Annotated in this window: 21 protein-coding genes; 6 read left to right on the top strand and 15 right to left on the bottom strand. The window is 72.9% G+C overall.

Going from position 1 to position 26,391, the window contains the following annotated elements:
- Positions 1–321: 321 nt before the first annotated feature.
- Complete coding sequence (locus ACZ56V_RS33505) at positions 322–1,329, bottom strand: stage II sporulation protein M (protein WP_398915800.1); 1,008 nt, start codon at positions 1,327–1,329, stop codon at positions 322–324.
- 126 nt (positions 1,330–1,455) lie between these two features.
- Between ACZ56V_RS33505 and ACZ56V_RS33500 the strand changes: the two genes are divergently transcribed.
- Positions 1,456–2,397 (top strand): RDD family protein, encoded by a 942-nt coding sequence (locus ACZ56V_RS33500; protein WP_468947388.1) that lies wholly within the window; start codon positions 1,456–1,458, stop codon positions 2,395–2,397.
- A gap of 28 nt (positions 2,398–2,425) precedes the next feature.
- On the opposite strand, the gene ACZ56V_RS33495 is transcribed toward ACZ56V_RS33500, so the two are convergent.
- From ACZ56V_RS33495 to ACZ56V_RS33455, 9 genes are all read right to left on the bottom strand, one after another.
- On the bottom strand, positions 2,426–3,040 hold the full coding sequence (locus ACZ56V_RS33495; RefSeq protein WP_398915796.1) for a hypothetical protein: 615 nt from the start codon (positions 3,038–3,040) through the stop codon (positions 2,426–2,428).
- A 110-nt stretch (positions 3,041–3,150) separates the two neighbouring features.
- Positions 3,151–4,608, bottom strand: a complete 1,458-nt coding sequence (gene ahcY, locus ACZ56V_RS33490) for an adenosylhomocysteinase (protein WP_398915794.1) — start codon at positions 4,606–4,608, stop codon at positions 3,151–3,153.
- Between the two features lie 281 nt (positions 4,609–4,889).
- Positions 4,890–5,870: a cation diffusion facilitator family transporter gene (locus tag ACZ56V_RS33485; protein WP_468947386.1), complete on the bottom strand. Its 981-nt coding sequence runs from the start codon at positions 5,868–5,870 to the stop codon at positions 4,890–4,892.
- 200 nt (positions 5,871–6,070) lie between these two features.
- A complete protein-coding gene (gene manA / locus ACZ56V_RS33480; RefSeq protein WP_468947385.1) occupies positions 6,071–7,222 on the bottom strand; it encodes a mannose-6-phosphate isomerase, class I in 1,152 nt (383 codons plus the stop codon).
- Between the two features lie 49 nt (positions 7,223–7,271).
- Positions 7,272–8,399 carry an SIS domain-containing protein gene (locus ACZ56V_RS33475; RefSeq protein ID WP_398915788.1) on the bottom strand — a complete coding sequence of 376 codons (1,128 nt, stop codon included), beginning with the start codon at positions 8,397–8,399 and terminating at the stop codon, positions 7,272–7,274.
- Positions 8,400–8,478: 79 nt separating this feature from the next.
- Positions 8,479–8,649: a Trm112 family protein gene (locus ACZ56V_RS33470; protein WP_007450268.1), complete on the bottom strand. Its 171-nt coding sequence runs from the start codon at positions 8,647–8,649 to the stop codon at positions 8,479–8,481.
- A 220-nt stretch (positions 8,650–8,869) separates the two neighbouring features.
- Positions 8,870–10,234, bottom strand: a complete 1,365-nt coding sequence (locus ACZ56V_RS33465) for a phosphomannomutase/phosphoglucomutase (RefSeq protein ID WP_468947383.1) — start codon at positions 10,232–10,234, stop codon at positions 8,870–8,872.
- A gap of 81 nt (positions 10,235–10,315) precedes the next feature.
- Positions 10,316–11,932, bottom strand: a complete 1,617-nt coding sequence (locus tag ACZ56V_RS33460) for an L-lactate permease (protein ID WP_468947393.1) — start codon at positions 11,930–11,932, stop codon at positions 10,316–10,318.
- Positions 11,933–12,081: 149 nt separating this feature from the next.
- Positions 12,082–12,501, bottom strand: a complete 420-nt coding sequence (locus ACZ56V_RS33455) for a DUF3499 domain-containing protein (protein ID WP_052843574.1) — start codon at positions 12,499–12,501, stop codon at positions 12,082–12,084.
- A gap of 294 nt (positions 12,502–12,795) precedes the next feature.
- Between ACZ56V_RS33455 and ACZ56V_RS33450 the strand changes: the two genes are divergently transcribed.
- On the top strand, positions 12,796–13,248 hold the full coding sequence (locus tag ACZ56V_RS33450) for a metallopeptidase family protein (protein WP_356359609.1): 453 nt from the start codon (positions 12,796–12,798) through the stop codon (positions 13,246–13,248).
- 27 nt (positions 13,249–13,275) lie between these two features.
- Here ACZ56V_RS33450 and ACZ56V_RS33445 read toward each other — a convergent pair whose 3' ends face one another.
- The 3 genes from ACZ56V_RS33445 to ACZ56V_RS33435 form a co-directional block, all read right to left on the bottom strand.
- Entirely contained in the window at positions 13,276–14,784 is a 1,509-nt protein-coding gene (locus ACZ56V_RS33445; RefSeq protein WP_468947381.1) for a DUF5719 family protein, read from the bottom strand.
- Complete coding sequence (locus ACZ56V_RS33440) at positions 14,781–18,560, bottom strand: glycosyltransferase family 2 protein (RefSeq protein WP_468947379.1); 3,780 nt, start codon at positions 18,558–18,560, stop codon at positions 14,781–14,783. Before ACZ56V_RS33440 ends, ACZ56V_RS33445 begins: the two co-directional genes overlap by 4 nt.
- A 188-nt stretch (positions 18,561–18,748) precedes the next feature.
- Entirely contained in the window at positions 18,749–19,012 is a 264-nt protein-coding gene (locus ACZ56V_RS33435) for a WhiB family transcriptional regulator (RefSeq protein ID WP_003975777.1), read from the bottom strand.
- 686 nt (positions 19,013–19,698) lie between these two features.
- Between ACZ56V_RS33435 and ACZ56V_RS33430 the strand changes: the two genes are divergently transcribed.
- The 4 genes from ACZ56V_RS33430 (at position 19,699) to ACZ56V_RS33415 (ending at position 23,675) form a co-directional block, all read left to right on the top strand.
- Complete coding sequence (locus ACZ56V_RS33430; protein WP_398915780.1) at positions 19,699–20,220, top strand: cysteine dioxygenase; 522 nt, start codon at positions 19,699–19,701, stop codon at positions 20,218–20,220.
- A gap of 102 nt (positions 20,221–20,322) precedes the next feature.
- On the top strand, positions 20,323–21,282 hold the full coding sequence (gene cofD / locus ACZ56V_RS33425) for a 2-phospho-L-lactate transferase (protein ID WP_356359039.1): 960 nt from the start codon (positions 20,323–20,325) through the stop codon (positions 21,280–21,282).
- Entirely contained in the window at positions 21,279–22,610 is a 1,332-nt protein-coding gene (locus ACZ56V_RS33420) for a coenzyme F420-0:L-glutamate ligase (protein WP_398915778.1), read from the top strand. The genes cofD and ACZ56V_RS33420 overlap by 4 nt, the downstream gene beginning before the upstream one ends.
- A gap of 60 nt (positions 22,611–22,670) precedes the next feature.
- Positions 22,671–23,675, top strand: a complete 1,005-nt coding sequence (locus ACZ56V_RS33415) for a DNA-3-methyladenine glycosylase family protein (protein WP_398915776.1) — start codon at positions 22,671–22,673, stop codon at positions 23,673–23,675.
- Positions 23,676–23,861: 186 nt separating this feature from the next.
- Here ACZ56V_RS33415 and manB read toward each other — a convergent pair whose 3' ends face one another.
- Positions 23,862–24,947, bottom strand: coding sequence for a mannose-1-phosphate guanylyltransferase (gene manB, locus ACZ56V_RS33410; RefSeq protein ID WP_356359045.1), 1,086 nt, complete (start codon positions 24,945–24,947; stop codon positions 23,862–23,864).
- A 75-nt stretch (positions 24,948–25,022) separates the two neighbouring features.
- Positions 25,023–26,291 carry a peptidoglycan recognition protein gene (locus ACZ56V_RS33405; RefSeq protein WP_398915772.1) on the bottom strand — a complete coding sequence of 423 codons (1,269 nt, stop codon included), beginning with the start codon at positions 26,289–26,291 and terminating at the stop codon, positions 25,023–25,025.
- Positions 26,292–26,391: the final 100 nt, after the last annotated feature.

Raw genomic sequence — 26,391 nt, 5'->3', positions numbered from 1 at the left:
CTTGCGTTTCCGACTCTATCAGATCTTTCCGACCCGATTTCCTCGGTGCTTTCCAGGTTCCCGCTTTCGCGTTTCCCTTTCCGGCGGTTCCGACTTTATCAGAAGTTCCGAGCCGGTCTTACCGGCCGTTCGTTTCCGATTCATCGGGAGAGTGCTTCGTTGAATTCAAAGATTCGTGGAAGCTAGTAGATGTTCGCTGTTGCCCTCTGGGGTGAACCCGTCTCCAGGCAACTGTTCGAATCTACCTCCCCGCTCGCTCCGTGTCAACGGCTCGGGCGGGAACGAAGAGGACAGTAGCAGCTCGCCGGGGGTGGTTGCACATCAGGCGGCTGTGGGCACCGTGGCGCTGCGTTCGGCCGCCTCGACATCGCCCGTGTCGCCGGCGCGCACGGCCCGGCCGCCCAGGACGTAGACGTAGGCGAGGAAGGCCAGCTCGGCGACGACTCCGATGGTGATCCGGGCCCAGGTGGGCAGGCCGGACGGGGTGACGAAGCCTTCGATGGCGCCGGACACGAACAGGACGAGGGCCAGGCCCACCGCCATGCCGATGGCGGCCCTGCCTTCTTCCGCGAGCGCGATGCGGCGGGTACGGGGCCCCGGGTCGACAAGGGTCCAGCCCAGGCGCAGACCTGCGCCCGCGGCGACGAACACCGCTGTCAGTTCGAGCAGGCCGTGCGGCAGGACCAGGCCCAGGAAGGTGTCGAGGCGGCCGGCCGACGACATCAGGCCGAAGCCCACGCCGAGGTTGAGCATGTTCTGGAAGAGGATCCAGATGACGGGCAGCCCCAGGAAGACGCCCAGGATGAGGCAGAGCGCTGCGGCCCAGGCGTTGTTCGTCCACACCTGTGCGGCGAACGAGGCCGCCGGGTTGCTCGAGTAGTACGTCTCGTACTGGCCGCCGGGGCGGGTGAGCTCGCGCAGCTCGCTCGGTGCGGCGATGGTGGACTGCACCTCCGGGTGGGTGCCGATCCACCAGCCCAGGAGGGCCGCGACAGCGGTCGACAGGAGGGCGGTGGGAACCCACCAGTGGCGGGCCCGGTAGACGGCCGCAGGGAACTGCTGGGTCAGGAATCGAGTGACGTCGCGCCAGGAGGCGCGTCGGGTGCCGGTCACGACACTGCGCGCGCGGGCCACCAACTGGCTGAGCCGTCCGGTCAGCTGGGGATCGGGTGCGCTGGACTGGATCAGGGACAGGTGAGTGGCCGTGCGCTGGTAGAGGGCGACGAGTTCGTCGGTCTCGGGACCGGTCAGCCGGCGCCTCCGACGGAGGAGGGCGTCGAGGCGGTCCCACTCCGCGCGGTGGGCGGAGACGAAGACGTCGAGGTCCATCGGTGTGCCTGCTCCTCGGCTATCGTCGGCGGCTCGTCGTGGATCAGCTTGTCGTACTGCGGCGCGGTGCGTCCTCAGCTTGGCAGACTGGCGGGGACGGGGGCAGTCAGGGGAAGGACGGCGGGCGTGAGCGAGCTGGTGACGGGCGAGGCGGTGGCGCTGGAGCTGCGCCCCGCGAGGCTGCCCAGCAGGGCACTGGCCGTCCTGCTCGATCTGGCGGTGGCCGTGGCCGTCTATGTGGCGGTGACCGTCGCGCTGATGGCGTCCACCTCGTCCCTGGACGTGGCGGCACAGACCGCGCTGTCGATCGCGACCTTCGTCCTCGTGCTGGTGGGCGGACCGATCGCCGTGGAGACGCTCAGTCACGGGCGGTCGCTCGGCAAGATGGCGTGCGGGCTGCGGGTGGTGCGGGACGACGGCGGGCCGATCCGGTTCCGGCACGCGCTGGTGCGGGGCCTGATCGGCGTGATCGAGATCCTCATGACGCTCGGGGTCATCGCCTGTGTCGCCTCGCTGGTGTCGGCGCGGGGACGACGGCTCGGCGACGTGTTCGCGGGCACGCTCGTCGTGCGGGAGCGGGTGCCGTTCTCGTCGGCGGGCTTCATGCCGCCGCCTCCGCCCTGGCTGGCGGGGCGTTTCTCGGATCTCGACCTGTCCGCGGTGCCCGACGACCTGTGGCTCGCCGTCCGGCAGTACCTGGCGCGGACGGGGCAGCTGGATCCGCGCGTCGGCTGGGCCATGGCCGAACGGCTCGCCGCCGATGTGGCGGCCCGTACGGGTGCTCCGGTGCCGCGGGAGGTCCCGCCGCCCGCGTATCTGGCGGCGGTGCTGCAGGAGAGGCAGGCACGGGAGGCCTGGCGGGCGTTCGGCGGCGTTCAGGCGGCTGACGGGGCTGCCGCGTCGGTGCCGGTGGCACCGGCGGCTCCTGCTCCCGCTGCCCCGCCTCCCCCGCCGGTTGCTCCACCGACCGCACAGCCTTCCGCCACGTCACCGGGGGGCCGCCCTGAGGTGCCGCGGGACGTGCCGTCGGACGGCCGCTCGGGCACCGGGTTCGTGCCTCCCGCGTAGGCACGGGCACCCCGCGCCCGGCTCCCGCTCACGGGAACACGGACGGTGGTGTCTCCAGGTCCTCCAGTTCGACGCCGGGGGCCGCGAGTACGACGTCGCCGGCGAGGTGCACGGAGTGCTGCTCGCCCGTGTCCAGGGCTGTGACCTGGTATTCGTCCACGGTGAGGGGGCCGTTGTCAGTGGCGTGTGCTTCTCTGTTCAGCAAGGCCCAGGACTGGTCCACGGTGCGGGGGGCGAGGACCGGGTCCGTGAGGGCGACGAGGCGTACGCGGGTGGCTGATGCGGAGGGGGTGAGGCGCAGGAGACGGGTGACGGCGACGAGGAAGGCCGGGGACGTGCCGGTGAAGGCGTGGGCGCGCGCATTGCCTTCGGTGGCGTGGGTTCCGGTGGGGTCGGTACGGACCCAGGTGACGCCGTCGATGGCGGCGCCGCGTACCTGCCAGTCGGCGGCGTGGAGTTCGAGGCGGATGGGGCGGCCGAGTTCGTCGAGGGCGAGGTCGACGGAGCCGTGGTGGTCCCCGGTGGGCGTGGTCAGCCGGGAGACGTAGCGCCAGCCGGACGGGCCGGGGGCGCACTGGAAGTGTTCTTCCGCGAGGGGGGTGTGGTCGTGCGGATCGTGGAGCGAATAACGGCCGCGGGGCATGGGTGTCCTGGAGGGTGACGGGCTGGTCCGGTCGCTGATGCGGTCGCGGCGCCAATGGGGCAGGCCCCCGGCACGGGGGTGCGGGGGCCTGCCTCGGAGGAACCGGTGACTCAGTAGCGGTAGTGGTCCGCCTTGTAGGGGCCCTCGACCTTGACGCCGATGTACTCGGCCTGCTCCGGGCGGAGCGTGGTCAGCTTGACGCCGAGGGCGTCCAGGTGGAGCCGGGCGACCTTCTCGTCCAGGTGCTTGGGCAGCACGTAGACGTCGGTCGGGTACTCGTCGGGCTTGGTGAACAGCTCGATCTGGGCCAGGGTCTGGTCCGCGAAGGAGTTGGACATCACGAACGACGGGTGGCCGGTGGCGTTGCCCAGGTTCAGCAGGCGGCCCTCGGAGAGGACGATGAGGACCTTGCCGTCGGGGTAGGTCCAGGTGTGGACCTGCGGCTTGACCTCGTCCTTGACGATGCCGGGGGTCTTGGCGAGGCCGGCCATGTCGATCTCGTTGTCGAAGTGGCCGATGTTGCCGACGATGGCCTGGTGCTTCATCTTGGCCATGTCCGAGGCCATGATGATGTCCTTGTTGCCGGTCGTGGTGACGAAGATGTCGGCCTTGTCGACGACCTCGTCCAACGTCGTGACCTGGTAGCCGTCCATCGCCGCCTGCAGCGCGCAGATCGGGTCGATCTCGGTGATGATCACGCGGGCGCCCTGGCCGCGGAGGGACTCCGCGCAGCCCTTGCCGACGTCGCCGTAGCCGCAGACGACGGCGGTCTTGCCGCCGATCAGCACGTCGGTGGCGCGGTTGATGCCGTCGATCAGGGAGTGGCGGCAGCCGTACTTGTTGTCGAACTTCGACTTGGTGACCGCGTCGTTGACGTTGATCGCCGGGAACAGGAGGGTGCCGTCGCGGTGCATCTCGTACAGGCGGTGGACGCCGGTCGTGGTCTCCTCGGTCACGCCGCGGATCTCGGACGCCAGCTGGGTCCACTTCTGCGGGCTCTCGCTGACCGTGCGGGTGAGGAGTTCGAGGATGACGCGGTGCTCGTCGGACTCGGCGGTGTCGACCGAGGGGACCTTGCCGTCCTTCTCGTACTCGACGCCCTTGTGAACCAGGAGGGTGGCGTCACCGCCGTCGTCCAGGATCATGTTCGGGCCGCCGGTGGGGGTGTTCGGCCAGGTCAGCGCCTGCTCCGTGCACCACCAGTACTCCTCGAGGGTCTCGCCCTTCCAGGCGAAGACCGGGACGCCCTGCGGGTCCTCGGGGGTGCCGTTCGGGCCGACGGCGATGGCGGCGGCCGCGTGGTCCTGGGTGGAGAAGATGTTGCAGGAGGCCCAGCGGACCTCGGCGCCGAGGGCGACCAGGGTCTCGATGAGCACGGCGGTCTGCACGGTCATGTGCAGGGAGCCGGTGACGCGGGCGCCGGCGAGCGGCTGGGCCTCGGCGTACTCCTTGCGGATCGCCATCAGGCCCGGCATCTCGTGCTCGGCGAGAGTGATCTCCTTGCGGCCGAACGCGGCCAGGGAGAGGTCGGCGACCTTGAAGTCCTGTCGGTTGTCGACAGTCGTCATTACGGGCTGCTCCTCGGGTTGGGTCGAGGTGGGTACGGCTGACCTGCGCGGCGGCGGACACAGGGGTGCCCAGAAGAGGACACAGGCATGCCCGCGTGCGCGCAGCGCAGTCCGTCGGAGGCCCTCTCTCCCTCGGCCGGTCCGTCCTGGACCGCCCGACCGCCATCAGCAGCGACGTCTGGCTCCGTCCCAAGCTACACCGCGGGCGCCCGCCGTCCCCAGTCCGCCTCCGAACACTTCCGGACGTTCACGCAGGGTGATGACGGTGGTGGGCCCGTCGGTCAGTGGGCGGCCGGCGAGGTGGTGGGGCCGCCGGGGGTCGCCTCGGGGTCGGGGCCCTTGGCGGCCTCGGACTCGCTGTAGATGTCCGGTTCCAGGTAAATGACGCGGGCGATCGGGACCGCCTCGCGGATGCGCGACTCGGCGGCGTCGATCGCGGAGGCGATCTCCGTGGCCGTGCCGTCGTGGCGGACGGCGATCTTGGCGGCCACGAGCAGCTCCTCGGGGCCCAGGTGGAGGGTGCGCATGTGGATGACGCCGGTGACCGTGTCACCGGCGACGATCGCGGACTCGATCTGCTGGACCGCCTCGATGCCCGCGGCCTCGCCGAGCAGCAGGGACTTGGTCTCGACGGCGAGGACGAGCGCGATCAGGATGAGCAGGATGCCGATGCACAGGGTGCCGATGCCGTCCCAGACGCCGTCGCCGGTGAGCAGGGCGAGGCCGACACCGCCGAGGGCGAGGATCAGGCCGACCAGGGCGCCGAGGTCCTCCAGGAGGACGACCGGCAGCTCCGGCGCCTTGGCGTGGCGGACGAACTCCTTCCAGGACTTCTTGCCGCGCAGCGGGTTGGACTCCTTGATGGCGGTCCGGAAGGAGAAGCCCTCGGCGATGATCGCGAAGACCAGGACGCCCACCGGCCAGTACCAGTGCTCCAGTTCGTGCGGGTGCCTGATCTTCTCGTAGCCCTCGTAGACGGCGAACATGCCGCCGACCGAGAAGAGCACGATGGAGACGAGGAAGGCGTAGATGTAGCGCTCGCGGCCGTAGCCGAAGGGGTGTTGCGGGGTGGCCTGGCGCTGGGCGCGCTTGCCGCCCAGGAGCAGCAGGCCCTGGTTGCCGGAGTCGGCGAGGGAGTGCACGGACTCGGCGAGCATCGACGACGATCCGCTGAAGAGGAACGCCACGAATTTCGCTGCCGCGATCGAGAGGTTGGCGAGCAGTGCCGCCACGATCGCCCTGGTTCCGCCTGACGCGCTCATGTGTCGCGTTGTCCCTTCGCCTGCGTCTGTTTCGACTGCGTCCGCTTCGTCTGCGTCTGCTTCGTCTGCATCTGCTTCGTCTGCGTCCGTGCGCCGGTGGGCGCGGTCGGTGGGTGACCGGCCTTTGCCCCTCCTTTGCGGTGCGCCATTGTTGCAGCCCGTGTGGGCCCCGACGTGCCGGATGCCCCGTCGGGCGCCGGTCAGACGCGCACGGTGGCCCGGAAGAGCGTGCCGGTTCCGGACACTTCGGCCTTTTCGTGCGCCGGGACGAAGACGGAGCGGCCCGGGGCGAGTTCGTGTTCGCCGGCCCGTACGGTGCCCGCCGTGCAGAGCAGGATCTGCGGGGCGGGGAGGGTGAGGTCGTGGGCGCCGGACCCTTCCGGCAGGACGTAGCGGGACAGGCGGAACTCGTCGATCGGGGTGTCGTAGACCTCTTCGCCGTCGGGGGACGCCTCCGGGCGCAGGATGCCGGGGTCGCCCGCCTCGAAGCGGACGATGCGCAGGAGTTCGGGGACGTCGACGTGCTTGGGGGTGAGGCCGCAGCGCAGGACGTTGTCGGAGTTGGCCATGATCTCGACGCCCAGGCCGTTGAGGTAGGCGTGCGGGATGCCGGCGCCGAGGTACAGGGCCTCACCGGGCTGGAGCCGGACGTGGTTGAGGAGCATCGCGGCGAGGACGCCGGGGTCGCCCGGGTAGTGGTGGGCGATGTCGGCGTACGGCCGGTAGACGCCGCCGAGGCGGTCGCAGGCGGCCGCGGCCTCGGTGACCGTGTGGGACATCTCCTCGGGGTCGGCGGTGAGGACCGCGGTGAGGACCTCGCGCAGGGCGGCGTCCTCGGGGTGGGCGCGCAGCAGGTCGACGTACGGCTTGAGGGAGGCGACGCCGAGGCCGTCGAGCAGGTCGGCCGTGTCGGCCGGGGCACGGAAGCCGCACAGGCCGTCGAACTCGGTGAGGGCGCAGATCAGTTCGGGCTTGTGGTTGGCGTCCTTGTAGTTGCGGTGCGGGGCGTCCAGGGGGACACCCCGGCGCTCCTCGTCCTCGTAACCGGCCCTGGCCTGGGCGAGGTCGGGATGGACCTGGAGGGAGAGCGGGGCGCCGGCGGCGAGGAGCTTGAGGAGGAAGGGCAGCCGGGGACCGAACCTGGCCACCGAAGCGGCGCCCAGTTCCTTTTCGGGGTCGGCGTCGACGACCTCGGCGAGCGTGCCCCGGCCCGTGCGGGAGGGGGCGCCGGGGTGGGCGCCCATCCACATCTCCGCCTGCGGTTCGCCGGTCGGCTCGGTCCCGAGGAGGGTCGGGATCGCGGTGGTGGAACCCCAGGCGTAGGGGCGGACGGTGTTGTCGAGGCGGTCCATGAGCTCTCTCTGCCGGTGCGTGCGGGTGCGTGGGGATGGTGCGCCGGGGTCAGGCTCCCGAGGCGAGCGCCAGGTAAACGGCGGCGAAATCCGTGATGGCGATCAGTTCGGCGAGGGTCTCCAGCTCAGCGCCCGCTTCCGGTTCCAGTTCGCTGATCGGCGTGTCGTGGCCGAGGGCCAGGTCACGGGCGTTGGGGGCGGCGGTGAGTCCGCCGCTGGGACGGTCGCGCAGCAGCACCACGCGCGCGCGCAGGGCGGCCGGCTCCTCGACGCGGTCGCGGAAGAAGTCGTCGGGGTCGGCTCCGGCGGCGAGCCGGCCGGCGAGCAGGGCGCTGTGCGCGGCGAGCGCCTCGGGCAGCTCGGCGACGACCGCGGGGGTGCCGGACAGTTCGGCCAGGGCGGCGGCGAAGCGGCGGCCGGCGGGTCCGGCGGAGGTGCCCTCGGTCCAGACGACGGGGAGGGACTCGGCCAGCTCGGACGCCAGCGTCTTGGCGGGGTTGCTGTAGGTCACGATGGCGGGCCCGCAGCGTTCGGCGACGGCGTCGAGGCGGTCGGCGACCTTGTCGACGGCCTCGGGCGGCGCCTCGAGCAGGCCGGTGCGGTCCAGCAGCGCGAGGAGCGGGGTGAGCAGCGCCCACAGGACGCCGGGGGCGGCACCGGCGAGGGGCTCGTCGTGGTCGTACGGCGCCGTCGCCATCGGGATGAACAGGCCGCGCGAGGTGCTCACCGCATCGTTGAGCGGGGAGCCGGCCGGGGCGACGGCCACGACCGTGCAGCCCCGGCGGTAGGCCTGTTCGGCGAGCAGGGACAGGCCCGGCTCGGCGCCGTCGGGGGTGGCGATCAGCAGCAGGTCCACGGAACCGGCCCAGCCGGGCAGTTCCCAGCGCAGGGCGCCCGCGGCGGGGGCCACGCCGGTGGGGGCGAGGCGGGTGACGGGGCTGCCCGCGCCGGCGAGGGTGCCGAGGAGGTCGGCGGCGTGGGTGGCGGCGGCGCCGGGCCCTGCGATCAGCACGGCGCGGGGGCGGCCGTCCGGCTTGAGGCTGCCGACGCCGGCCTCGGCGGCGTGCCGGGCGGCGGTGCGGACGCGGGCACCGGCCTCGGCGGCGCCGCGGAGCAGACCTCGGCGGTCGGCCTCGGTGAGGCGCTCCGGGGCGTCGAGGAGCGATTCGTCGAGCATGGCGGCAGGTCTCCGATCGCCGGGGCGTTCGTTCGATTGCGCGGGGTCGTCGCCGGGTTGCCGGTGGCCTGGCCGGCGGTTACTCGGGGCGGCGGGCCTCGTCGACGAGGAGGACGGGGATGCCGTCGCGCACCGGGTACGCCAGGCCGCAGTCCTGGCCGGTGCAGATCAGCTCCGCGTCCTGCTCCTTGAGGGGGGCGTGGCAGGCGGGGCAGGCGAGGATCTCCAGGAGGCCGGCTTCGAGCGGCATGGGGGTTCCCTTCGGGGGCGGTGGGGCTTGTGTGGATGTGCTGGTCAGGGTACCGCCGGGGCGAGACTCGTGCGGGTGACCTGGCGTTGAACCCGGCGTTGGTGCTGGGAGGGACGCGCGGCCCGGCGCTTACGGGGTGCCGCTGCGCCCACCCGGGCCGCCCCAGCGGCACGACTGCCCGCAGCGGCGGCGAGAGGGCGGCACCACTGCCCGACGGCGGCTATGCCCGGATGATCGCCAGTGCCTCGTCCCGCACCTTGGTCATCGTGGCCTCGTCGCGGGCTTCCGCGTTGAGGCGGAGCAACGGCTCGGTGTTGGAAGGGCGGACGTTGAACCACCAGTCGGCCGTCGTGACGGTGAGGCCGTCCAGCTCGTCCACGGTGACGTCGTCGCGGCCCTCGTACGCGGCCCGGATCGCGGCGAGGCGGGCCCGCTGGTCGTCGACGGTGGAGTTGATCTCGCCGGAGCCGGTGTAGCGGTCGTACGCGGCGACCAGGGCGGACAGCGGGCCGTCCTGCTCGCCGAGGGCGGCGAGGACGTGGAGGGCGGCCAGCATGCCGGTGTCGGCGTTCCAGAAGTCGCGGAAGTAGTAGTGCGCGGAGTGCTCGCCGCCGAAGATGGCGCCGGTCCTGGCCATCTCGGCCTTGATGAAGGAGTGGCCCACGCGCGTGCGTGCCGGTGTGCCGCCGTGCTCCCGCACGACCTCCGGGACGGACCAGGAGGTGATCAGGTTGTGGATGACCGTGCCCTCGCCGCCGTTGCGGGCCAGTTCGCGGGCGGCCACGAGGGCGGTGACGGCGGACGGCGAGACCGGGTCGCCGTTCTGGTCGACGACGAAGCAGCGGTCGGCGTCGCCGTCGAAGGCGAGACCGAGGTCGGCGCCCTCCTCGCGGACGCGCTGCTGGAGGTCGACGAGGTTGGCCGGGTCGAGCGGGTTGGCCTCGTGGTGGGGGAAGGTGCCGTCCAGTTCGAAGTACATCGGCACCAGGTCGAGGGGCAGGCCGGCGAAGACCGTGGGGACGGTGTGACCGCCCATGCCGTTGCCCGCGTCGACGACGACCTTGAGGGGCCGGATGGAGCTGAGGTCGACGAGGGAGCGCAGGTGGGCCGCGTAGTCGGCGAGCGTGTCGCGCCGGGTGACCGTGCCCGGACGGGACGCGGGCTCCGGGGCGCCGGAGTCGCTCCAGCGCTCCACCAGGGCGCGGATCTCGGCCAGGCCGGTGTCCTGGCCGACCGGGGCGGCGCCCGCGCGGCACAGCTTGATGCCGTTGTACCGCGCGGGGTTGTGCGAGGCCGTGAACATCGCGCCCGGCAGGTCGAGCGCGCCGGACGCGTAGTACAGCTGGTCGGTGGAGCACAGGCCGATCTCGGTCACGTCGGCGCCACGGGCCGCCGCCCCGCGCGCGAAGGCGCCGGACAGACCCGGGGACGAGGGCCGCATGTCGTGGCCGACCACGACGGCGCCCGCGCCGGTCAGCTCGACGAAGGCCGCGCCGAACAGCTCGGCCAGCGACTCGTCCCACTGGTCCGGGACGACACCGCGCACGTCGTACGCCTTCACGATCTGCGACAGATCAGCAGCCACGGCCAACCTTCCTGAAAGTCCTGTCGGAGCCCACAAACTACCCCGTGGGGTCCGGCGGGCTCCCCGGGCGGTTGCCCGAGGTCAGGGCAGCATCCAGCCCAGCACCGCCGTGGACTGTCCGACCACGATCAGGCACATGATCAGCAGCAGGCCCAGGCTCCAGGACAGCACCTTGCGCAGCAGGTCGCCCTCGCGGCCCGCGAGTCCGACGGCGGCGCAGGCGATCGTGAGGTTCTGCGGGGAGATCATCTTGCCGAGGACGCCGCCGGAGCTGTTGGCGGCGGCCAGCAGTTCGGGCGAGAGGCCGGACTCCCGCGCGGCGGTCACCTGGAGGGCGCCGAAGAGCGCGTTGGCCGAGGTGTCGGAGCCGGAGACGGCGACGCCGAACCAGCCGAGCACCGGGGAGAGGAAGGCGAGTCCGGCGCCCGCCGCGGCGACGAAGTGACCGATGGTGGCGGCCTGACCGGAGAGGTTCATGACGTAGGCGAGGGCGAGGACCGAGGTGACGGTGAGGATCGCGAAGCGCAGTTCGTGCACGGTCGCGAGCCACTCCTTGACCGCCACACGCGCGTGCACGCCGAGGACGACGGCCGTGGCCAGTCCGGCGAACAGCACGAGCGTGCCGCCGGTGGAGACGATCGGCCAGGAGAAGACGTTGCCGCCGACCGGCTTGCCCTCGGGGTCGACCACGTCGAGGAACGGCCAGTCGTAGGTCTGCGTGGCCTTCGCCAGCCAGTCCTTGACCGCGGGGATCTGCGCCACGGAGAAGACGGCGACGATCAGCGCGTAGGGCGCGTAGGCGCGCACCACCTCCCGGGCGGGGTCCCGCTCGTCCAGTTCCTCGCTGCGTACGCCGGTCAGTACGGACGCCCGTACGGGCTCGGCGGCGGGCCTGCGGGAGTGCGGTACGGCGACCAGGGCGGCGGCGCCGATCAGGGCGGCGGCGATGTCGGCGAGCTGGGCGGAGACGTAGTTGGAGGCGACGAACTGGGCGACGGCGAAGGCGACCCCGCAGGCCAGCGCGGGGATCCAGGTCTCGCGCAGGCCGCGCCGCCCGTCCACCAGGGCGACGAGGAGCAGCGGTACGACGAGGGCCAGCAGCGGGGTCTGGCGGCCCACGACGGAGGCGACGTTGTCCAGAGGCAGCCCGGTGACCTGAGCCAGTGTCACCACCGGGGTGCCCATCGCGCCGAAGGCGACCGGCGCGGTGTTGGCGACCAGCGAGACGACGGCGGCGCGCACGGGGTCGAAGCCGAGGGCGACGAGCATGACCGAGCAGATCGCGACGGGCGCCCCGAACCCGGCGAGGGCCTCCAGCAGGGCGCCGAAGCAGAAGGCGACGACGAGGGCCTGGATGCGGGGGTCGTCGGACAGCCGGCCGAAGGAGCGGCGCAGGATGTCGAAGTGCCGGGTGCGGACCGTCATCCGGTAGACCCACAGGGCGTTCACGACGATCCACAGGATGGGGAAGAGGCCGAAAACCGCTCCCTGGACGGCGCTGGAGGCCGTCTGGTCCAGCGGCATGCCGTAGGTGAGCCAGGCGACCAGTACGGCGGCCAGGAGACCGATGAGGCCCGCCAGGTGGGCCTTCATGCGGACGCCGCCCAGCAGGACCAGGACGATCACCAGTGGCGCGGCCGCCACCAGGGCCGACAGGCCGAGCGAACCGGCGACGGGTTCCAGTTCCTGCACGTACACGCACGCCTCCCCGGATTCCGCCATGCGAAAGCGATGTCTCGCGGCTTCCGGAATGGTCGTGTCCGCGACAACGAGGCGTCAATGGGTGTGCAGCAACGGATGTGACCGGGGACACGGCGAGTGAAAGGCGAGAACCCGTCGGGCGGGGCTCAGTTGTCCGGCGAGCGCAGCACGCGCAGATGACCTCGGCGCGCGACCTCCATCGGGTCGGCCGTCCGCGCGCCCCCCGCCTCGGCCGCCCGCTCCTGGGGCCGGGCCGCCTCGCGGACCGCGTTGGCGAGCGCCTCCAGGTCGTCGCCGCTGGGGCGGGCCGGGGCGGATCCGTCGAGCAGGCGGACGACCTCCCAGCCGCGGGGGGCGGTGAGGCGCTCGGAGTGCTCGGCGCACAGGTCGTAGCAGTGGGGTTCGGCGTAGGTGGCGAGCGGGCCGAGGACCGCGGTCGAGTCGGCGTAGACGTACGTCAGCGTCGCGACGGCGGGACGGCCGCAGGCGGTGCGCGAACAGCGACGTACAGGGCTCACGATGTTGGACGGTACCGCACTCTTGAGCGGGCCGCGACGACTCTCCACCAGGTCACACCCCCGTGTCGTGGCGTGAAACGACCTGCGGACCCTCCGGAACGGCCCCCTTTGACCTGCGCGGACGCCCGACTCGTCGGTCCCGCGCGACGCGCCGGGCGGTCACGACCTGATACAAACAACGACATTTGCCGTGAGTTCCGCGGTCGCGGAGAGATACGGAATCGAGCCCAACCTTGGCTGGAATGGTCATCCGGCGACAAGCGGAGCGGGCCGCCGCCACGCCGCCCGCGGTGCGCGCGCGGTCGGGCACGCCGCCTCGGCGGGGACTACCCTTCACCAGTGATGGACAACCCCGTGACGCCCCGTGAGGCCGGCCGCCCAGGACCCCGCCGTCGTGATCGCCACGGTCGGGGCATGCGCGGCCCGGTCGCGCCCCCGCAGGTGCCGCTCGCCGCGAGCCGTGGCGAGGTGTTCGCAGACCTCGTGCAGGACTCCGTGGAGCGCCTGGAGCGGCGGTGGCCGCAGCTCGCCGACATCGACTTCCTCGTCCTCGACGTGCCACGCCCGCCCGCGGCCGGGGAGGCGTGGCACGACGAGGCGGTCCCGCTCGGGGGCACGGTGCCCTCCCGGGACGGGCGGCGGGGGCGGGTCGTGGTGTACCGGCGGCCGGTGGAGATCCGGACCAAGGGGCGGGACGAGCGCGCGCTGCTGGTGCACGAGGTCGTCGTCGAGCAGGTCGCGGAGCTGCTGGGGCTGACGCCGGAGACGGTGGACCCCCGGTACGGGGAGGACTGAGCGGCGGGGGCCCGGCCGCCCCCGCCGCTACTTCTGCAGTACCGACAGGTCCTCGTCCGCGTTCGGCACCGAGACCGTGCCCCGGTCGTCGGGGAGGGTCTGGACGGTGAAGGCCGCCACGTCGTCGTCCGAACCCGTCAGGGTGCGGGACGCGTGGACCGGGCCGCCCGAGACGGTCTCGACGGTCAGCGCGTAGGAGCCCTTGAGTCCAGTGGGGACCGGTGCCTCGACGTTCTGGGTGGTGCCGGCCTTGATCGTGTACGTCTTGGTCGCCGGCGTGCCGCCCTCGGTGCCCGCCGACGCCGTGACCTTGACCTGCGTGGCCTCGCCGGGCGCGGACAGGGCCAGGGTCGTGCTCTTGGCGCGGTTGTCCGCGACGGTCGCGCGCGCCCCGACCGGGTCGGAGGCCGGGATGAACGCCGACTCCTGCTCGTCGCCCTTGCCCCGCACGACCCGGACCGCGGCCACGACCGGCACGGCCCGGTCCGTCGGGGTCAGCACCAGCGAACCCGCCTCGCCGCGGGTGACCTCGCCGAGGTCGACGCCGGTCGTCATACCGGCCTTGACGTGCACCGTCTCATGACCGGCGGGCGTGATCAGCCCGGACGGCGAGGCGAGCCGCACCTTCAGGTCGGCGTCGGTGCCGCCGGGCGTGAACAGCACCAGGCGTACGGCGGTGGCGTCCTTCGGAATGCCCGGCAGCACGAGGTCGCTCGCCGGGTCGGCGGCCGCGGTCAGCCAGTCGCCGCCGGTCTTGTCGTCCAGGGCCTGCACCGCGGCGCCGACCCGTCCGCTGCGCACGCCGACGTGCACGGTCAGGTCGGTCTGCTTCACCTCGCTCAGCGTGGACAGCAGGATGGACTCACTGCTGTGCGGCGGCACCGTGACCCCCTCCCCCACCGTGGTCTTCAGGGCACCGTCCTTGCCGTACAGCTCGACGTCCACGACGGCCGCCGAGTCGTCGGGGTTCGTCAGGTGCACGTAGTCCGTGCGGCCGGTCGTCGTGGCGGCGCCCGGGAACCAGAACTCCGTGTCCGGGGCACCGCAGTTGACGCCCTGCAGGCCACGGCCCGTCCCGGCGGCGACCTCCGTGGTCTGCTGGACCGTCCAGCCCGGCGCGTGGCCGCCCTCGGCGGTGCCGATCAGCGCGGGGGTGTCGGCGCCGGTGGTCTTCCCGGCGACGGGTGTGCCGGGTGCCTCGGGCTGGAGGACCGGCTTTTCGCCCTTCTCGCCCTTCTCGCCCTTCTCGTCGGACTTGCCGTCCTCGGTGGCGTCGGCCGGCTCCGCCGTCGTGAGCGTCGCGCCGCCCTTCTCGTCCGCGCCCTTCGTGACGGGCGTGAAGGACGTGTACGCGGTCTCGGCGAGGTCGGAGGTGCTGGGCGCCGGGCACAGCAGGCTGGTGCGCTCCACGGGCAGCCGGGCGGCCGGTGCCGCGGTGTCCGTGCCCGAGTCTTCCGGGGCGGACACGGCCGCGAAACCGGTGACGGCGGCGAGCGCCGTCGCACAGGCGATCAGGGACAGGGTCGTGCGCTTCACTGCTGGCTCCCGTCGGGACGCTCACTGCCCGTGCCGTGGGGCTGCTGGGGCTGCTGGGGCTGGGAAGGGTCATACGGCGCGTCGTATCCGCCCTGGCCGTACGCCTGGTCGAAGGCGGGGTCGTAGCCGCCCTCCTGAGTCTGCGTCGGCCCGCCGTAGGCGTAGGGGTCGTACTGGCCCGCCCCGTACTGCGCGCCCTGGCCGTCGTGCCCGCCCTGGTAGGCGTCCGGCTGGTACGGGTCCGCCGCCTGGTACGGCTGCTGCCCGTACGCGCCCTGGTCGTACTGCTGGGCGCCCTGGTACTGGTCGCCGTAGCCGCCGCCGTAGGAGCCGTAGTCGGCGCCGGTGTACCCCGTCGCGTCCCACTCCCCGTACGCGGGCTGCTGCGGGACCGGCGCGGGTGCCTCCGCGGGCGGCTCGGGCATCTCGGCGGCGTCTCCCGCCGCCTCGGGACCCGGTTCACCGGCCGCCGCCTCGGCTTCGGCCTGGGCCCGCAGTCGCCGCGCCCGGCGTCCTTCGCCCTCGACGGGCTGGGCGGGGACGAGCGGCTCGTCGGGCAGGTCGTCGTCGACGTCGCGGCGCCTGCCGGGCAGGGCGAGGACGACCAGGACCAGGCCGAGGAGTCCTTGGGCCCACAGCCAGGCCGTGTGCGTGAACGGGTCGTCATAGGTGACGTCCAGGCGGCCGCCGGAGGCGGGGAGTCGGAAGCCCTGGGCCCAGCCGTCGACCGTGGTGCGGGTGAGCGGTTTGCCGTCCAGGGTGGCGGTCCAGCCCTCGGCGGCGGTGTCGGCGAGGCGCAGCACACGGCCGTCGGAGCCCGCCTTGATGTCGGTGTGGATCTCTACCGGACCGGCCGCCACGGGCTCGGGCTCGCCGCCACCGGACGTCCCGGCACCGGACTTGGTGCCGGACACGATGGTCGCGCGCGCGACCTCCTGGTCCACCCGCCACAGTCCACTGCCGTCCTGCTGGCTGAGCCTGCTCAGTCCGGGCGTGGCGTCCAGGACGCGGGTGACCTCGCGGGGTGCGCCCTTGTGCACGAGCACGTAGCGCACGGCGAAGCCGCCGAGCTGGTCGGCCTGGTCGGCGCCGGAGCCGGCCACGAGGTTGGCGACGACCTTGTCGAGGGTGCTGTTCCCGCCGTCCCCGGAGGCCAGTTCGCCGTCGCCGAGGCGGGCGCCGGAGCCGCGGACCAGCATGTAGCCCACGTGCGCGGCGGAGTCGCTGTCGAGGACGAGGGTGCGGGCCTGGTCGCGGGTGTGGCTCTCCTCGGCGACGAACGCGGGCACCTGGACGGGGTCGCGTCGCTCAACGGGGCCGTCGGCGCCGCCGATCATCCAGCCGGCGGCGGCGATCAGCGGGCCGAGGGCGGAGGCGAGGGCGATCAGGGCGGCGACGGGCTGGCGCCAGCCGAAGCTCTGCTCGGCCACCCGGAAGCGCGCCCCGTCGGCGCCGAGCGTCGCGGCGGACAGCAGGGCGATGCCGTAGACGAGGGTGGCGGGTCCGGCCCAGGCGGAGCGGTTGGCCAGGACCGAGAAGACGAGGGCGACCAGGGCGACGGCCCAGGCCGTCCGGATGCCCAACTGCCGCTCGGAGCGCAGCAGGGCGGCCAGCGCGGCCAGCAAGACGCCGACGAGGAACAGCCCGCCCACCGTGCCGGGGCCGCCGGGGCTGGCGCCGAGCAGATCGAGCGCGGAGGCGGCCGAGGCGCCGTACTCGAGCCCGGCCTCGTCGAAGAAGCCGAACGGCAGCAGCGACAGCGACCAGGGCGCGAGCAGCAGCAGCGGAGTGCCGAGCTGGGCGAGGAAGCGCGGCCCGTACGCCGTGATCTCGCCGCGGCGCAGGACGAGGACGCCGACGCCGAGGACCAGCGCGACGGGCCACACGACGGGCGTGAAGGCGGTGGTGATGGTCAGCAGCAGGGCGTACGCCCAGGTGGCGCGCCAGCTGCCGCGGACGCCGGAGGAGCTCGTCAGACCGGCCGCCGCGACACCCGCGCGCGCGACGAGCGGCAGCAGCACGGCGAGGACGGCGGTGCCGATGCGGCCACCAGCGAGCGCGCCGGTGGCGGCGGGCAGGAAGGCGTAGGCGACGGCGGCCCAGGCGCGCAGCAGCCGGGACGGGACCAGCGGCCGGGAGGCGAAGTACGCGGTGGCACCGGCCAGGGGCACCGAGCAGACCAGCAGCAGGGTGACGGCGAGTCCGGTCGAGCCGAGCAGCACGGAGGCGAGCGTGGCGACGAACGCGAGGTAGGGCGGCGCGGAGGCGGTGCCGCCGGTGCCGACGGTGTGCCAGGCGTCCATGTACCGCGACCACAGCTCGCCCGCGCCGGCCGGTGCGGGCAGCAGCGCGCCGCCGGACAGGGCACCGCCGCCGAGGAGCGCGCGGCAGGCGGCCAGGGAGACGAGCAGCAGCACCAGGAAGAGCACCGGTCCTGGTTTGCGGGCGATGCGCTTGAGGCGGGCGAACTGCTCGATCTCCAGGAAGTCGGCGTCGTCGCCGCCCGGTCCGGACTCGATGGCGCTGCCGTGCCGTCCGGCGCCCGCGGCGGCCTCGGTGTCGGAGCTGCCGAAGAGGTCGCCCGCGACCTGCTCGACGGTGGCGCGGACAGTCGCGCCGGGGGGCGGGAACAGGGGCCGCAGTTCGTCCTTCTCGACCTGCGGGCGGCCGCGTTCGCGCCGGCCCGCGATGATCCGCTCGGGGCGCAGCAGGACGCCCAGCAGGCCCCGGATCTCGTCGAGGGCCTGCCCGGGGACCTTGCCGACGAGGTAGGCGACGGTCCGCAGCAGCGTGCCGAGGACGATGCGCAGCAGCACCCAGGGCAGGGCGGCGGTGCGGACGTTGACGAGGAGGGTGTGGACGGCGCCGGCCTTGTCCACCTTGTGCGGTGAGGCCGTGGTGCGGCCCGCGCAGTCGACGGCGCGGCGTTCGCGCGAGGCCGCCTCGGCGTGGCGGACGACCGCCTCGGGGGCGACGAGGACACGCAGTCCGGCGGCGTGGGCGCGCCAGCACAGGTCGACGTCGTCGCGCATCAGGGGCAGCCGGCGGTCGAATCCGCCGAGCCGCTCGAAGACGTCGCGCCGGATCAGCATGCCGGCGGTGGACACCGACAGCACGGTCCTGACGTGGTCGTGCTGGCCCTGGTCCTGCTCGCGGCGGTCCAGGCCGGTCCAGCGGCGGCCGGAGTTGGCGATGGAGACGCCGACCTCGAGCAGCTGCCGGCGGTCGTACCAGCCGCGGAGTTTGGGCCCCACGACGGCGACGTCGTCGCGGCCGAGTTCGTACTCGGTGTCCACGACGCGCAGCAGCTGGGCGAGGGCCTCGGGTTCGGGCGCGCAGTCGTCGTGCAGCAGCCACAGCCAGTGGACCGGTTCTCCGTGGGGGAGATCCGGCAGGTCGTATGCGTCGTCGCGCCAGGTGCGGGTGACGGGGTCCCAGCCGCTGGGCCGCCTCAGGTACGGCAGGTCCTCGGGGGTGAGCACGGGGGCGGTGCGGGCGGCCTCCTCGACGGCCTGGCCGAAGCCGGTGCGCCGGGCGAGGTGGAGCACGCGGTCGTCGCCGAGGGCGTCGGCGATGAGCCGGGAGGACTCGTCGGCGCTGCCGGTGTCGGCGGCCACGGCGTACTGGACGGGGCGCTCCTGGCCGAGCAGCCCGGCGAGCGCGTCGGGCAGCCAGCGGGCTCCGTCGTGGGCGACGAGAACCGCGGTCACCACGTGACGCGGGAACTCAGGTGTGGCAGCGAGGTCGTGGGCTGCCGTGTGACTCTGCACGGACATCGAGGTACGGGCCCCGGTTCGGTGGACTGCGGTGGACGCCCGTGCCTGTGGGAACGGCGGGGCGTCTCGGACGAGCGCCCACACTATCGGCTGGACACAGGGGCGGCCCGCCGCCTGTGGACAACCCACCGGCGACGGGCCGTTCCCGCTGTTCGGACCGTTTCTGCCGCCGCGTCAGGCCACGACCGTCAGACCGCCGCCTTCTTCAGCCGGCGGCGCTCCCTCTCGGACAGGCCGCCCCAGATGCCGAAGCGCTCGTCGTTGGCAAGGGCGTACTCGAGGCATTCGGAGCGGACCTCACAGGCGAGGCAGACCTTCTTGGCCTCGCGGGTGGAGCCGCCCTTCTCGGGGAAGAAGGACTCGGGGTCGGTCTGGGCGCACAGTGCGCGCTCCTGCCAGCCGAGTTCCTCGTCCGCGTCGTCGACCAGCAGTTGCTGCACCAGCTCGGTCATGTGCGCCCCTCGTCTGTCTTTCGCGTCCCCGTGATCTAGCCGTTACCGATTCCGGCTGAACGACACGAGTGAAATTACAAGTGTGCTGCTCCGGGCGAGTCAAGCCGAGATCTGCTATTGGGCCCCTTATTCACTCTGCGGAACCAAGGCCATGCAGTAAGTGTTCAAATCGCCATAAACCTTGACATACCAAAGAGGCCCGAAGGACACCCGTCCCGATCCACACCTGCACCAGGAAGGACGCCCCGGCGTTCGATCCCGTTCCGATACACGCGCCGAAGCGAACCTGATCACATTCGGATCACGGGATCGCAACGAGGGTTGTGCACCCGGCTTGTGCGCCATGTGTCCCGGAAGTCGTCTGAGCAAACCTTTCACCAGCGCGATCAACCGGATGAGGTGAAACATGTCCCACATAACGGGCATCGAGTTGACAGTGCTGGTGTGAGCCGCTGTCCTTGAGGGCATGCTCGCGAACTTGGCGCTCACCTCGACCCGCACCGCCGGGTCCCACGGTGCTGCCCGCGCTCGCTGTAGCTGTTGCCGCTGTTCCAGCTGTTGAGCCAACCGCGCTCCGGCTGTCCCCGAGTCCACGCGACTCGACTGCCGCGTTCCCGCCCCACCAGGGCGTCTCTTCGTCATTCGCTCCGCTCCCCGCACTCTTCCGCCGAGGAACCACCGCACCCATGAACAGCGACAGCGACCTCCAGATCGCCGGCGACATCCTCGAAGTCCCCCACCTGCTCCAGGCCCCGCGCGAGCACCCGGCCACCGTCGCCGAGTTCGCCGGTCTCGTCCGCTCCCTCGCCGCCGACCGCTCCGCGTGGGAGCACCTCGTCCGGTACGACGCGACGACACGCTGGTACCACCGGCTGCGCACCGGGCCCGGGTACGAGGTCTGGCTGCTGTCCTGGGTGCCGGGACAGGGCAGCGGACGCCACGACCACGGCCACTCCTCCGGCGTGTGGACGGTCCTGGAGGGCACCCTCACCGAGCACACGGCGCGCGGCACGCACGCGTTGGGCGAAGGTACGCAGCGCGTGTTCGCGCCGGGGTACGTGCACGAGGTGGTCAACGACGCGCTGGAGCCGGCGGTCAGCCTGCACGTCTACTACCCGGGCCTGACCGAGATGCCCATGCACGCCCCGCAGTGCTCGGCCGCCGCCGCGCCCGAGGACGCCGAGGCCGACGCCGCACCGGCACGGTGACAACTGGCTGACGCACTGTCGTACCCGCCTGCAAGACCGTCCCACCCGTCACCCGACCACCACCCCTCAACGAGTCGGCCTGGCGGCTGACACACTGGTTCAATGCGCATTGTGGTTCTGGCAGGCGGCATCGGTGGTGCCCGGTTCCTGCGTGGTCTCAAGCAGGCCGCGCCGGACGCGGACATCACGGTCATCGGCAACACCGGGGACGACATCCACCTCTTCGGGCTGAAGGTCTGCCCGGACCTCGACACGGTGATGTACACGCTCGGCGGCGGCATCAACGAGGAGCAGGGCTGGGGAAGGGCCGACGAGACCTTCCACCTCAAGGAGGAACTGGCGGCGTACGGCGTCGGCCCCGAGTGGTTCGGTCTCGGTGACCGCGACTTCGCCACGCACATCGTGCGGACACAGATGATCACCGCGGGCTTTCCGCTCAGCGCGGTGACCGAGGCGCTGTGCGACCGCTGGAAGCCCGGTGTGCGGCTGATCCCGATGACCGACGACCGCGTGGAGACGCACGTGGCGGTCGAGCTGGACGGGGAGCGCAAGGCGGTCCACTTCCAGGAGTACTGGGTGCGCCTGCGCGCATCCGTCCCCGCCGAGGCGGTCGTGCCGGTCGGCGCGGAGCAGGCCAAGCCGGCGCCCGGCGTCCTGGAGGCCATCGCCGAGGCGGACGTGATCCTCTTCCCGCCCTCCAACCCGGTCGTCTCCGTCGGCACGATCCTCGCCGTGCCCGGCATAAGGGAGGCGATCGCCGACGCCGGGGTACCGGTGGTGGGCCTGTCCCCCATCGTCGGGGACGCGCCCGTGCGCGGGATGGCCGACAAGGTGCTCGCCGCGGTCGGCGTGGAGTCCACGGCCGCCGCGGTCGCCGAGCACTACGGCTCGGGCCTGCTCGACGGCTGGCTGGTCGACACGGTCGACGCGGACGCCGTCACCCGGGTGCGGGCGGCCGGCATCCTCTGCCGCGCCGTGCCGCTGATGATGACCGACCTCGACGCGACGGCGCAGATGGCCCGCGAGGCGCTGACACTGGCCGAGGAGGTGCGGGAGGCATGAGCGACGCGACACGCGACGGCGCCCCCGGCCGCGGGGACGGCTACCGGGTGTGGGCCCTGCCCGGCCTGCCCGAGGTGCGCCCCGGCGACGACCTGGCCAAGCTGATCGCGGCCACCGAGCCCGCCCTGGCCGACGGGGACGTGCTGCTCGTCACGTCCAAGATCGTCTCCAAGGCCGAGGGCCGGGTCGTGGAGGCCGCCGACCGGGAGGCCGCGATCGACGCGGAGACCGTACGGGTGGTGGCCCGGCGCGGCCCGCTGCGCATCGTCGAGAACCGTCAGGGCCTGGTCATGGCGGCGGCCGGCGTCGACGCCTCCAACACCCCGCCCGGGACCGTACTGCTGCTCCCCGAGGACCCCGACGCCTCCGCGCGCGGCATCCGCGAGGGGCTCCGCGACACGCTGGGCGTGAATGTCGGCGTCATCGTCACCGACACCTTCGGGCGGCCCTGGCGGGCCGGGCTCACGGACGTGGCGATCGGCGCCGCCGGCGTCCGCGTCCTCGACGACCTGCGCGGCGGCACGGACGCGCACGGCAACCCGCTCGGCGCCACCGTCGTCGCCACCGCCGACGAGCTGGCCGCCGCGGGCGACCTGGTCAAGGGCAAGGCCGCGGGCCTGCCCGTCGCCGTGGTGCGCGGGCTGCCGCAGGTGGTCGCCGAGGACGACGGCGAGGGCGCGCGGGCGATGGTGCGCGTCGCGCGCGACGACATGTTCCGCCTCGGCACCTCGGAGGCGGTACGGCAGGCGGTCACGCAGCGGCGTACGGTACGGGCCTTCACGGACGAGCCGGTCGACCCCGACGCCGTGCGCCGGGCGGTGGCCGCGGCGGTGACCGCGCCGGCGCCGCACCACACCACGCCGTGGCGGTTCGTGCTGCTGGAGTCCGAGGACTCCCGCACCCGGCTCCTCGACGCGATGCGGGACGCCTGGATCGCGGACCTGCGGCGCGACGGCAAGAGCGAGGAGTCCATCGCCAAGCGCGTGCGGCGCGGCGACGTCCTGCGCAACGCGCCCTACCTGGTCGTCCCCTGCCTGGTCATGGACGGCTCGCACACCTACGGGGACGCGCGGCGCGACGGGGCCGAGCGGGAGATGTTCGTGGTCGCCACCGGCGCGGGCGTGCAGAACCTGCTGGTCGCGCTCGCCGGGGAACGGCTGGGTTCCGCGTGGGTGTCCTCGACGATGTTCTGCCGGGACGTCGTGCGGGAGGTGCTGGGGCTGCCGGGCGACTGGGACCCGATGGGGGCGGTGGCGGTCGGGCATCCGGCCGAGGAGCCGAAGGCCCGGGCGGAGCGGGACGCGGGGGCGTTCATCGAGGTGCGGTGAGGCGTCCCTCCAAGCCTCTACCCTCGTAGAGGCCCACCCCTCCTCTCAAGGACCTCTCCCGTGGCAGGACGCTTCGCTCCCCGCCCCACGCGCGCCACGGTGCGCGGCGGCGAGACCGTCGTGCCCTCCGCCGCCGTACCCCGGCAGGCGCTCGCGCCGGGCCGGGTGCGGGTGTGGGTGCCGGACGGGCCACTGGACCTGGGGCTGGTGCTCGGTCCGCTGCGGCGGGGGCCGGGCGATCCGACGTTCCGGACGATGCCGGACGGGTCGGTGTGGCGGGCCAGCCGGACGCCCGCCGGGCCGGGCACGCTGCGGGTCACCGCGCGCGGCGGTGAGCTGCGGGGCGAGGCCTGGGGGCCGGGGGCCGAGTGGCTGCTGGAGCAGTTGCCGCGGATGCTGGGCGCCGAGGACGAGCCGGCGGCGTTCGTGCCGCGGCACCGGCTGCTGGCGTTGACCGCGCACCGGCGTCCGGGGCTGCGGCTGGTGCGGACCGGGCTGGTGCTGGAGTCGTTGATCCCGTCGGTCCTGGAGCAGAAGGTCACGACGCTGGAGGCGTACCAGGCGTGGCGGCTGCTGGTACGGAAGTTCGGGGAGCCGGCGCCGGGGCCCGCGCCCGGGCGGATGTGCGTGATGCCGTCGGCGCGGACGTGGGCGCTGATCCCGTCCTGGGAGTGGCATCTGGCCGGGGTGGACAACAAGCGGGCGTCGACGATCCTGCGGGCCGTGCGGGTCGCCGCGCGGCTGGAGGAGGCGGCGGGGATGGAGCCGGCGGCCGCGCGGGAGCGCCTGGAGCTGGTCTCCGGGATCGGGCCGTGGACGTCGGCGGAGACCGTGCAGCGCAGTCATGGGGCGCCGGACGCGGTGACGGTGGGCGACCTGCATCTGCCGGGGATCGTGGGGTTCGCGCTGGGTGGGGACCGGTATGCGGATGACGCGGAGATGCTGCGGTTGCTCGAGCCGTACGCGGGTCAGCGGCATCGGGCGGCTCGGCTGGTGCTGTTGAGTGGGCGGGTGCCGGGGAGGCGGGCGCCGCGGATGGCTCCGCGGGGGATTGAGCGGCTGTAGGTGGTCCGGGGTTCACCTCCGCTCGGGGTGCGTGGGGGGCGGGGCGCGCAGCCCGGCGTTGCGGAGTGCCGCTGCGCCCACCCGTGCCGCCTGGGGGTACCTCCCAGGCCGTTCAGGCACTGGGGGAGGCACGACTGCCCGCAGCTACGGCGGCTGGCGCCTGCCCGCAGCGGCGGCGGCGTGCTGCTACGAGGCGTCCGGGGAGAAGCGTAGGGATGCCGGGGGGATGTGGGCGTTGCACCAGATTCGGGCGCCGGAGCGGAGTTCGTTGTCGGCGCCGATGACCGCGCCGTCGCCGATGACCGTGTCGGCGAGGACCGAGCGGGTGCCGACGCGGGCCCGGGTGCCGATGAGGGAGTCGGTGATGACGGCCCCCGGCTCGATGACGGCGCCCGGCAGGATCGTGCTGCCGAAGACGCGCGCACCCTCCGCCACGAAGGCGCCCTCGCCGACCACCGTGCCGCCGGACAGCTTGGCATCGGGAGCGACCTGTGCCGTGGGCAGGACGAGGCGGTCGCCGCAACGGCCCGGCACGGCCGGGGACGGGGCACGGCCCAGGACCAGGTCGGCCGAGCCGCGGACGAAGGCCGCCGGGGTGCCCAGGTCCAGCCAGTACGTGGAGTCGACCATGCCCTGGAGGTGCGCGCCGGTGGCGAGCAGCTCGGGGAAGGTCTCGCGTTCGACGGAGACCGGGCGCCCCGTCGGGATCGTGTCGATGACGGAGCGGCGGAAGACGTACGCCCCGGCGTTGATCTGGTCGGTGACGATCTCCTCCGGGGTCTGGGGCTTCTCCAGGAAGGCGAGCACCCTGCCCGTGTCGTCCGTGGGGACCAGGCCGTACGCCCTCGGGTCGGTCACCTGGGTCAGGTGCAGGGAGACGTCCGCGCCCGTCGTCTCGTGGGTGCGGACCAGCGCGCCGATGTCCAGGCCCGTCAGGATGTCGCCGTTGAAGATCAGCACCGGCTCCTCGGGGCCCGAGTGCAGCCGGGACGCCACGTTGCGGATGGCGCCGCCGGTGCCGAGCGGCTCCTCCTCCGTGACGTACTCGAGGTGCAGGCCCAGCGCCGAGCCGTCGCCGAAGTACGGCTCGAAGACCTCGGCCAGGTAGCTCGTCGCGAGCACGATGTGCTCGACGCCGGCCGCCTTGGCCCGCGCCAGCTGGTGCGTGAGGAACGGCACTCCGGCAGCCCGGACCATGGGCTTGGGCGTGTTCACCGTGAGCGGGCGCAGCCGCGTGCCCTTGCCGCCGACCAGGAGGATCGCTTCTGTCACCTGTCGTCTCTGCTTCCTGCCGGGACCGGCCGAACTGTCTTTCGGCGGGCCAGTGTATGCAGACCGTTCCCGCGCTCAGCGGCCCTGGTACTTCGCCGCCTTCGAACGGGCCGTGCCGAGCTTGGCGTAGAGCTTCTTGCCGGGGCAGTTGGTGGCGAAGCCGTCACGGTGACCGGAGATGACGTTCAGTCGTACTTTCTTGCCCTTTCGGTAGAGGTTGCCACCCCCGGACTTCAGGTATGTCTTCCCGCGCGGATTCATGCCGTAGAGCCCGACCTTCCACGCGGTGAGCCGGGCGATCGCCTTCAGCGCGGCCGACGACGGCTTCTTCGAGCTGTAGGTGCCGAGCACGGCGATTCCCATGCTGTTGGAGTTGAACCCCAGGGTGTGGGCGCCCAGCACCGGCTTGGACACGCCTCCGGCCCGGCCCTCGTAGATGTGTCCGCACTTGTCGACGAGGAAGTTGTAGCCGAGATCACGCCAGCCCATGCTGTTGACGTGGTAGCGGTAGATACCGCGGATGACGGACGGCGCCTGGGAGCAGCGGTAGTTGTTGCCGGTGGCCGAGTGGTGCACGAAGGCCGTCTTGACCTTCTTCGTGTACACGTACCCCTGCTCGCGCAGCTTCTCGTCGGCGCCCCAGCCGCGGCGCGTGGTGATGCTCGGGCGGGGACCGACATGCGGCTCGGCCTTCTGCCGTGCGGAACCTGCGGGAACTGCGGAACGTGCGGGAAGCGCCGGAAGCACGGCGGGTTCCGCCTGGGTCCGCGCACGGGTCGTCGCCTGCGGGGTGTCCCCGCCGGGGTCGACGAGTTCGAGGCGCAGGCCGGTGGGGAGCGGCGCGGCGGACCGGGTGGTGCCGGGCGGGTTCTCGGCCCGTACCCGGGCCTCGACGCCGTCGGACTCGCCCACCCACAGGGGTGCGGTGGCGCCGCGGACACGGCCCGAGGTGCTCTCCGCCGTGTCCGGGTCGGCGGCGTGGTCGGCGTTGTGGGTCTCCAGTTCCTGCCAGCCGGACCAGGTGCCGGTGGCGACGGTCCGGGTACGGACCTCGACGCGGCCGTGGAGTTCGGTGGCGGGGCTGTCCCAGACGACGCCGACGAGCGAGAAGCGCCGTACGTCCCGGCGGCGCAGGCCCTGTTCGGCCGTGCCGGGTGCACGGTCGCGGGCGAGGGGGGCGAGGGGCAGCGACTGGGTGCCGCCGGGGGCGTACGCCCCGGGCCGTGCGGTCGAACTCGTCGCGGGTGGGGCCGAGGAGGTGGCGGCTGCCGCGGGCGGGGCGAGCGGGAGGGCGAGGGCCGCCGCGCACGTGACGCCGGTCGAGGAAGCTAGGAATCCGCGCATGCCCCTGATCCTGGACATGGTCAGACAAACATGTCCACTTGGGACCTGACGGGCCGTAGGGTGTTGTGGTCCGATCCGGTGGTGGTGCGGTACGCCGTCC

Source organism: Streptomyces sp. NPDC034099 (assembly GCF_055575415.1).
Note: the sequence above shows the minus strand (reverse complement) of the source record. Positions and strands in the feature narration are given on the sequence as shown.